At 73.3% G+C, this 7,289-nt stretch carries 7 protein-coding genes; 3 read left to right on the top strand and 4 right to left on the bottom strand.

Annotation, left to right across the window (positions count from 1 at the left end; genetic code table 11):
- Together ACFW2E_RS36945 and ACFW2E_RS36940 are read right to left on the bottom strand one after the other, a co-directional pair.
- Positions 1-526: acyl-CoA dehydrogenase family protein (locus tag ACFW2E_RS36945; protein WP_384473431.1), on the bottom strand; the 526-nt coding region annotated here is incomplete at its 3' end.
- An 8-nt stretch (positions 527-534) separates the two neighbouring features.
- Positions 535-1,668 carry an acyl-CoA dehydrogenase gene (locus ACFW2E_RS36940; RefSeq protein ID WP_384473434.1) on the bottom strand — a complete coding sequence of 378 codons (1,134 nt, stop codon included), beginning with the start codon at positions 1,666-1,668 and terminating at the stop codon, positions 535-537.
- A 134-nt stretch (positions 1,669-1,802) separates the two neighbouring features.
- Here ACFW2E_RS36940 and ACFW2E_RS36935 point away from each other — a divergent pair, with 134 nt between their 5' ends.
- The gene (locus ACFW2E_RS36935; protein WP_384473428.1) at positions 1,803-3,320 is read left to right on the top strand and encodes a class I adenylate-forming enzyme family protein; all 1,518 of its coding nucleotides are present in this window, start codon (positions 1,803-1,805) and stop codon (positions 3,318-3,320) included.
- A 205-nt stretch (positions 3,321-3,525) separates the two neighbouring features.
- On the opposite strand, the gene ACFW2E_RS36930 is transcribed toward ACFW2E_RS36935, so the two are convergent.
- Together ACFW2E_RS36930 and ACFW2E_RS36925 are read right to left on the bottom strand one after the other, a co-directional pair.
- Entirely contained in the window at positions 3,526-4,035 is a 510-nt protein-coding gene (locus tag ACFW2E_RS36930) for an EF-hand domain-containing protein (RefSeq protein WP_384473425.1), read from the bottom strand.
- 352 nt (positions 4,036-4,387) lie between these two features.
- The gene (locus ACFW2E_RS36925; RefSeq protein ID WP_384473422.1) at positions 4,388-4,762 is read right to left on the bottom strand and encodes an STAS domain-containing protein; all 375 of its coding nucleotides are present in this window, start codon (positions 4,760-4,762) and stop codon (positions 4,388-4,390) included.
- Between the two features lie 342 nt (positions 4,763-5,104).
- On the opposite strand from ACFW2E_RS36925, the gene ACFW2E_RS36920 reads away from it, so the two are divergent.
- Both ACFW2E_RS36920 and ACFW2E_RS36915 read left to right on the top strand, forming a co-directional pair.
- On the top strand, positions 5,105-5,674 hold the full coding sequence (locus tag ACFW2E_RS36920) for a sigma-70 family RNA polymerase sigma factor (protein ID WP_384473419.1): 570 nt from the start codon (positions 5,105-5,107) through the stop codon (positions 5,672-5,674).
- On the top strand, positions 5,671-7,059 hold the full coding sequence (locus ACFW2E_RS36915; RefSeq protein WP_384473416.1) for a maleylpyruvate isomerase N-terminal domain-containing protein: 1,389 nt from the start codon (positions 5,671-5,673) through the stop codon (positions 7,057-7,059). Before ACFW2E_RS36920 ends, ACFW2E_RS36915 begins: the two co-directional genes overlap by 4 nt.
- Positions 7,060-7,289: the final 230 nt, after the last annotated feature.

The raw sequence follows: 7,289 nt of genomic DNA, 5'->3' as shown, positions 1-7,289 counted from the left end.
CCACCGAGATCAACACTACCAATATCGTGTCGGGAGCAGGGCCGGAGAGGGGTCCGTGAATAGGGCCGGGGGCGGCCGGGAGGGTACTCGGCACCCGGTGCAGCGGTGTCAGCGGATCCACCGACCGCAGCGGCACGGCGCCGGTGGCGTCCCCGCGCACGACGTCGGCCTCCGTCAGCCATTCCACCGGCCCGCCGTCGACGGCGGTCACCACCGTCTCCCCGGTGGCCGCCCCGGGCCCGGTGCCGGCCGCGAGATGGGTGGCCACCAGCGGCCCCGGCAGCAGCGCCCGTCCGGCCTCCTCGAAGGCCAGCACGGCCTCGGGCAGGCCGACTCCGACCCCGCCGTCCGCCTCCGGCAGCCGCAGCGCGAAGAGGCCTGCCTGGCCCAGCTCCCGCCACAGGGTCCGGTCCAGGCCGGGTGCGCCGACCGCCGCCCGCAGCGCGTCCGCGCCGAAGCGGCGGGCCAGCAGCTGCCGTACGCCGTCTCGCAGGGCCCGCTGGTCCTCGGTGAGTTGGAAGCGCATACGGCAGGTCACCGTCCCTTCGGCAGTCCGAGGATCCGCTCGGCCACGATGTTCCGCTGGATCTGCGAGGTACCGGCGGCGATGGTGTACGAGAGGGAGGAGAGCCGGTCGAGGACCCAGGGCCGGCCGAGGTCGAGGCAGTCCGCGCCGAGCACGGCCGCCGCCGTGTCGTACAGCTCCTGGCGGGCGTGCGAGTACCTCAGCTTGAAGACCGAACCCCCGGCGCCGGGCACGCCGCCGCTCGCCTCCGCCTCACTCACGTTCCACTGCGTCAGCCGCCACAACGCGCGGAACTCCGCGTTCAGCCGGCCCAGCCGCCGCCGGAGCGCGGGGTCGTCCCAGCGGCCGTTCCGGCGGGCCTCGCGGGCCAGTTCGCCGAGGACGCGGCGGCAGGCGACCACCTCGCCGACGAACGCCGTACCGCGCTCGAAGGACAGCGTCACCATGGTCACGCGCCAGCCGTCGTTCTCCGCGCCCACGCGGTTGGCCACCGGCACGCGCACCTCGTCCAGGAAGACCTCGGCGAACTCCGCCGAGCCCGCGAGGGTCCGCAGCGGCCGTACGGTGATGCCCGGCGCGTCCATGGGCATGGCGAGCCAGGTGATGCCGCGGTGCCTGGGCGCCGAGGGGTCGGTGCGCACCAGCAGCTCGCACCAGTCCGCGACTTCGGCGTGCGAGGTCCAGATCTTGGACCCGCTCACCACGTAGTCGTCGCCGTCCCGCCACGCGCGCGTGCGCAGCGACGCCAGGTCGGACCCGGCGTCCGGTTCGCTGAAGCCCTGGCACCAGACCTCGTCGCCGCGCAGCACGGGCGGCAGCCAGCGCGCCCGCTGCTCCGGCGTCCCCTCGGCGGCGACGGTCGGCCCGGCATGCAGCAGTCCGACGAAGTTGGCCCCGACGTACGGCGCGCCCGCCCGCTCCGTCTCCTCCAGGAAGATCAGCCGTACGGTCGGGGAGGCGTCCCAGTGGACGTCGGCGTACCCGGCGTCGTACAGCATCCGCTGCCAGCCGAGATCGTAGGCGCGGCGGCCCGGCCAGTCGTCGGGGGAGGGCTTGGGCGGCAGGGTGGGCAGCGCCTTCGCGAGCCACTCCCGCAGCCGCGCCCGGAAGTCCTCCTCCTCGGGCGTGTACGACAGGTCCATCCGGAATCCCATCTGATGCACCGTCAGATACAGTTCGCGCCCAGCAGGCTAGACCCGCACCCCTGGACCGACAAGGCGCCGGGTCCTACGCTCTGGCCAGATCTGACAGACCGTCAGCCAAGGGGGTCCCCGCCGTGACCGAGACCGCACACGCCCTGAGCTCCTCCCCCACCCTCTGGGACCTGGTCGCCCGCCGCGCCGCGCTCACCCCCGACCGCCCGGTGTTCCTCCAGGGCGACCGGGTGCTGACCTTCGGGGAACTGCGCGACCGCGCCGAGCGGGTGGCCGCGGGCCTGTACGCCATGGGTGTGCGCCCCGGCACGGTCGTCGCCTGGCAGCTGCCCACCCGGATCGAGACGGCGCTGCTGTCCTTCGCGCTGGCCCGCCTGGGCGCCGTGCAGTCGCCCGTGATCCCCTTCTACCGGGACCGGGAGGTCGGCTTCGCCCTGCGGGAGTCGAAGGCCGACTTCTTCGCCGTACCGGGCACCTGGCGCGGCTACGACCACACGGAGATGGCGCGGCGGCTGGGCGCGAAGAAGGTCTTCGAGGCGTACGGCGACCTGCCCGACGGCGATCCGGGGGTGCTCCCCGCGCCGCCCTCCGAGGGCACCTCCGTCCGCTGGATCTACTGGACCTCCGGCACCACCTCCGACCCCAAGGGCGTGCTGCACACCGACCGTTCACTGATCGCCGGCGGCTCCTGCCTGGCCCACGCGCTGCGTCTGTCGGCGCAGGACGTGGGCTCGATGGCCTTCCCGTACGCGCACATCGCCGGGCCCGACTACACGGTGATGCTTCTGCTCTACGGCTTCCCGGCGGTGCTGTTCGAGCAGTTCGCGCTGCCCGAGGCGCTGGAGGAGTACCGCAAGCACGGGGTGACGGTGGCGGGCGGGTCGACGGCGTTCTACTCGATGTTCCTGGCCGAGCAGCGCAAGCAGCCCGGCGAGAAGGTGATACCGACGCTGCGGCTGCTCGCCGGTGGCGGGGCGCCCAAGCCGCCGGAGGTCTATCACTGCGTGGTCCGCGAGATGGGCGTACAGCTCACGCACGGATACGGGATGACCGAGGTACCGATGATCACCATGGGGTGCCCGGACGACAGTGCGGAGAACCTCGCGACCACCGAGGGGCGGCCCCCGGAGGGCATGGAGATACGGATCGTCGACGGCGAGGTGCGGCTGCGCGGTGAGGCCGTGTGCCAGGGGTATCTGGATCCGGCGCAGACGGCGGAGGCCTTCGACGCGGACGGCTTTCTGCGCACCGGTGACCTCGGACAGGTGACCGAAAGCGGTCATCTGGTGCTGACGGGCCGGACCAAGGACGTGATCATCCGCAAGGGCGAGAACATCTCCGCGAAGGAGATCGAGGACCTGCTGCACCGGTTCCCGGGCGTCGGGGACGTGGCGGTGATCGGACTGCCGGACACGGAGCGCGGGGAGCGGGTGTGCGCAGTGGTCGAGCCGGCGGCACGGTCGCGGGAGGCCGGGGAGTTGACCCTGGAGGCGGTGACCTCGTATCTGCGCGCGGAAGGGCTGTCGGTGCACAAACTGCCGGAACAGCTGGAGGTGGTGGACGCCCTTCCGCGCAACGAGACGCTGCGGAAGGTACTCAAGTACAAGCTGCGGGAGCGCTATTCGGGAACGGCGAAGTAGCCGGCGCCGGCGGGCACGGTCGGGCACCGGCCGCGACCCGTCGCCGGGCAGGCCGCCTCGGCGCCACTCCGGCACCATGAACAGCGGCGACCACCGGCCCATCGCGGCGCCCCCGCCGGAGCGCCGTTCGAACCCGGGGCGAAACAGCCACGGGCACGTCGGCCACGACCGCGCCGGCCCCCGCAGGCCCCCAGTCCCCTCGGCCCTACTCCGGCACCGTGAAGTAGCGGGCGACCGCGGGCACGATCTCCGCCTCTCCCACCCTGCCGTCGCCATCGGTGTCGAGTGCGCCGGCGGCCGTGCGCGCGATGTCCTCGTGCACCCCGAGGACCCTGAGCACGCGCGCGGTGTCCTCGACGGTGGCCGTGCCGTCCGGGGCGGCCGCGAGGTCCAGGGCCGCGTGCAGGAAGGGGCGGGCGATCTCGGCGAACCGTTCGGGGTTGTCGTGCAGACGCTTGACCGCGCCGTTCACGAACTCCTCGCGGGTGATGCGCTGGTCGCCGTCCCGGTCCGCGATCCCCGCCATGCCCTGCCAGAACGCCTCGGCGCCCGCGTACAGGGCCTGGCCCTTGGTGGACCGGGCGGCCGTGCCGAACTCAGCGAGCAGCGCCTTGGCGGCCGCGTTGAAGTCCTCCCGGTCGATCCAGCCGTTGCCGTCCTGGTCGAAGGTGGCGAACCGTGCGGCGATCCTGCGCTCGTACTCGGTGCTGACCATGTCTTCGGGCCGCCTTACATCATGTGGGGGTGCATCCGCCACGGAGCGTACGACGCCGGGCCCGCTCCGGGAGCGCGAAAACGACGCTTGTGCCAAGACCGGGGGAATTTCGGGACAACAGTGTGGCAGTCGCGTCGGTCCGTGGCCCGGAAGGCCCCGTTCGGACGCCCGCCCCCGGTCGGGGCACTCGTCGAACGCGGCCGGAAGGCCGTGGGACGGATCGAGCGGATACGCAAGCACGCCGACCGCGCCGACGGGACGCGTCGCGACGACCCGGGCGCCGGTCACGGAGTTCGCGGGCGTGGGCAAGCGCATGCTGCCGGACTGAACCGGCTGCCCGCGGCGGACCGGATCAGGCCGACAGGGGTTCCGTTCCCTCGGACACCGCCGTGTCGATGTCGGGGTACACGTCGAACAGCCGGCGGACGCCCAGCGCAGCGAACACACGGTTGACGTGGGAGGCGTCGGCGGCGCCCATGGACGGCAGGATCAGGCGGAGTCTGCCCCGGCAGGAGCGGATCAGCCGACGGGCCGCGATCAGCACGCCGACTCCGCTGGAGTCGCAGAAGAAGACCTCCGAGAGGTCCAGGACCAGGCCGTGATGACCCTCGGCCACCACGTCGTGCACCCGCTGGCGCAACACCGGCGACGTCACGAGGTCCAGTTCGCCCGACACGTGGAGCACGGCCCATTCGCCCCGTTCGACGCCGGTCACCTTGAATGCCACGGCCCAGCCCTCCGCTCGCCGGATCTCCCGCAGCCGCCCGGAAGCGGAAGCAGTTCCTACGTTTCTCTCCGCGCGGCTGCCCAGCGGCCGTTCCCTGAAACCCCGGACGACAAACAGAAGACGATCGACAAAGGGCTTGTTTCGGTCACCTCCGATCCTGTTCGATCGGAAGAAGACGGGAAACAGATGGGAAGTGAGAGACGAGCAGATCCCGGTCCACTACCACCCCCGGCCCGTCAGGGGGCGCCCAATGGCACAAAGGGGCGTGCGCCGTCGGAGGTGCCGACTACATTCGAGGTGACGGTGGATACACGCTGGACACGGACACGGGGAGGGGGCCGGATGAAGAAGGACGCACCGCCCCGCTGGGACCGCAGGATGCAACAGCGGCTCGCACGCGGCGAGGCGGCCGCCCTCGGCGAGCTCTACGACCGGTTCGCCTCGCTCGTGCACGGCCTCGCCCACCGCGTACTGGGAGACGAACGGGCCGCCGACGGCATCACCCGCGAGGTCTTCACCCACGTCTGGGAGCACCCGGACGCCTACGATCCCAAACAGGGCCCCCTGCGCTCCTGGGTCGCCGGGCTGACCCACCGGCTCGCCGTGCAGCGGCTGCGCGCCACCGAGACCGCCGCGCTCACCCGGGGTGACGGGGCCTCCACGGAGGAACTGGAACGCAAGGTGCACCGCGCCTCCGTCGCGGCCCGTGCCGACTACATCGTCCACTCGATGCCCACCCCGTTGCGCGCCGCCCTGGAACTGGCCTACTTCCAGCGCCGCGACTACCGCCAGACCGCGGCCGACCTCGGCGTCACCGAGGACGAGGCCCGCCGCCGGCTGCGCCTGGGCCTGCAGTTGCTCTCCACCGCCCACGACGCCGGCAAGCCGCCGGGATACGGGGGTGCGGCGTGAGCGGCGCGGGACGCTTCGAGGCGCACGACGAACACGAGGAATACGACGCCCCATTTAGGAGCAATTCGGACGAAACGAGCGAGCGGTCGGCGGGGTACGACGCCCCGGGCCCCGGAAACGGTGGCCAACGGCCGTCCGAACCGGGCCGGACCGGCGGACCCGGCGGACCCGGGCGCGGGGACGGCCGCGGCGACGGCCCGGACCGGCCGCCCCGGATACCGATGCCCCGCACCTCCGTCGAGGACACCGGGCTGCCGCTGCCCGCCCCGGCGCTCGCCCTGCCGCACGACGTCCTGAAGTCGCTGCTCGGCGCCTGGGCGCTGGCCGCCTGCTCGCCCGCGGAGACGGCCGCCGTCGAGGAGCACCTCGGCGAATGCGGCAGTTGCGCGGAGGAGGCACTGCGGCTGCGCGAGGCGGTCGGCCTGCTGCACCAGCCCGAGAGCCTCGACCTGGACCCGATGCTGCGCACCCGGGTCCTGGAGAGCTGCCTCGACCGGCGTCCGGCGGACATTCCGGTGCCCGAGTGGGCGGCTCCGTACGACGCCGAGACCGCGCGACTCGACGCGCTGCTCCAGGACATAGGCGACGCGGAGTGGCACGCGCCGGTACGGCTGCGGTGGTTCGAGGGCGACGCGACGGCGAGCCGCCGTACGACCGTCGCCGGGGTCATCGCCCACCTGGTGTCGGTCGACGGGCTGGTCGCGGTCGCGCTGGGCCTCGACGACCCCCTGGGCGAGAACGGGGAAGGGGCCGCGCTGAGCCCGGCCGAGCGCACCGAGGCGTTCTGGCGGGCCTCGCACTTCCCGCCGACCCGCTCCGTGCGGGCGCCCTGGCGGGAGCAGAGCCACACCATCGTGCGGTCCGTGTCCTTCACGAGCGGCGGCGGGAAACTGGCCGTGCCCTACGGCGACTTCGAGCTGCCGCTGCGGGACGCGATGCTGGACCGGGCCTTCGAGTGCTGGGTGCACGCGGAGGACATCGCGGAGGCGGTGGACTACCCGTACGACCCGCCCTCGCCGCGCCATCTCAACCGGATGATCGACCTGGCGGCCCGCATGCTGCCGGTGGTTCTCGCGGCCCGGCGGTGCGCGGGCCTGGCCTCGCCGGGCGCGGCCCGTCACCTCGTGCCCGCGGGCGCCCCCGGGCGCACTCTGCGCCTGGAGATCGAGGGCACCGGCGGCGGTGAGTGGCTCATCCCGCTCGACGCCCCGGGCGCGGTGGGCTCCGCCGACCACGAGGTGGCCCATGTCGCCCTGGACGGCGTCGAGTTCTGCCGACTGGCCGCGGGCCATGTGCCTCCGGCGGAGGCGGCGGCGGGTCAGATCGGTGACCGTGAGGCGATCAGGGATGTGCTCTTCGCCGCCGCGTCACTGAGCCGGATGTAGGGACGGGACCGGGTGCGTAGGCGACTGCGGGTGTGCGGGGGCCGTTCGCGCAGTCCCCGCGCCCCTGAACCGCGGCCGCCCGCGAAACGCAGCCTCCGAACTCCTGGTCCCTGTGGGGGGGGGGGGCCCCCCGGGCGCGGCCGCGCCGGGGCCGCGCGCGCGGCCGACGCGGCGCGGCGGCTGTGCGGGCAGCGCGGGGGCGGCGGGCCGAGCAGCGGGCGGCGGGCGCC

It is taken from the genome of Streptomyces sp. NPDC058964, assembly GCF_042741275.1.
GTDB lineage: Bacteria > Actinomycetota > Actinomycetes > Streptomycetales > Streptomycetaceae > Streptomyces.
The sequence above is the reverse complement of the archived record's forward strand: the minus strand, read 5'-3'. Positions and strand labels throughout refer to the sequence as shown.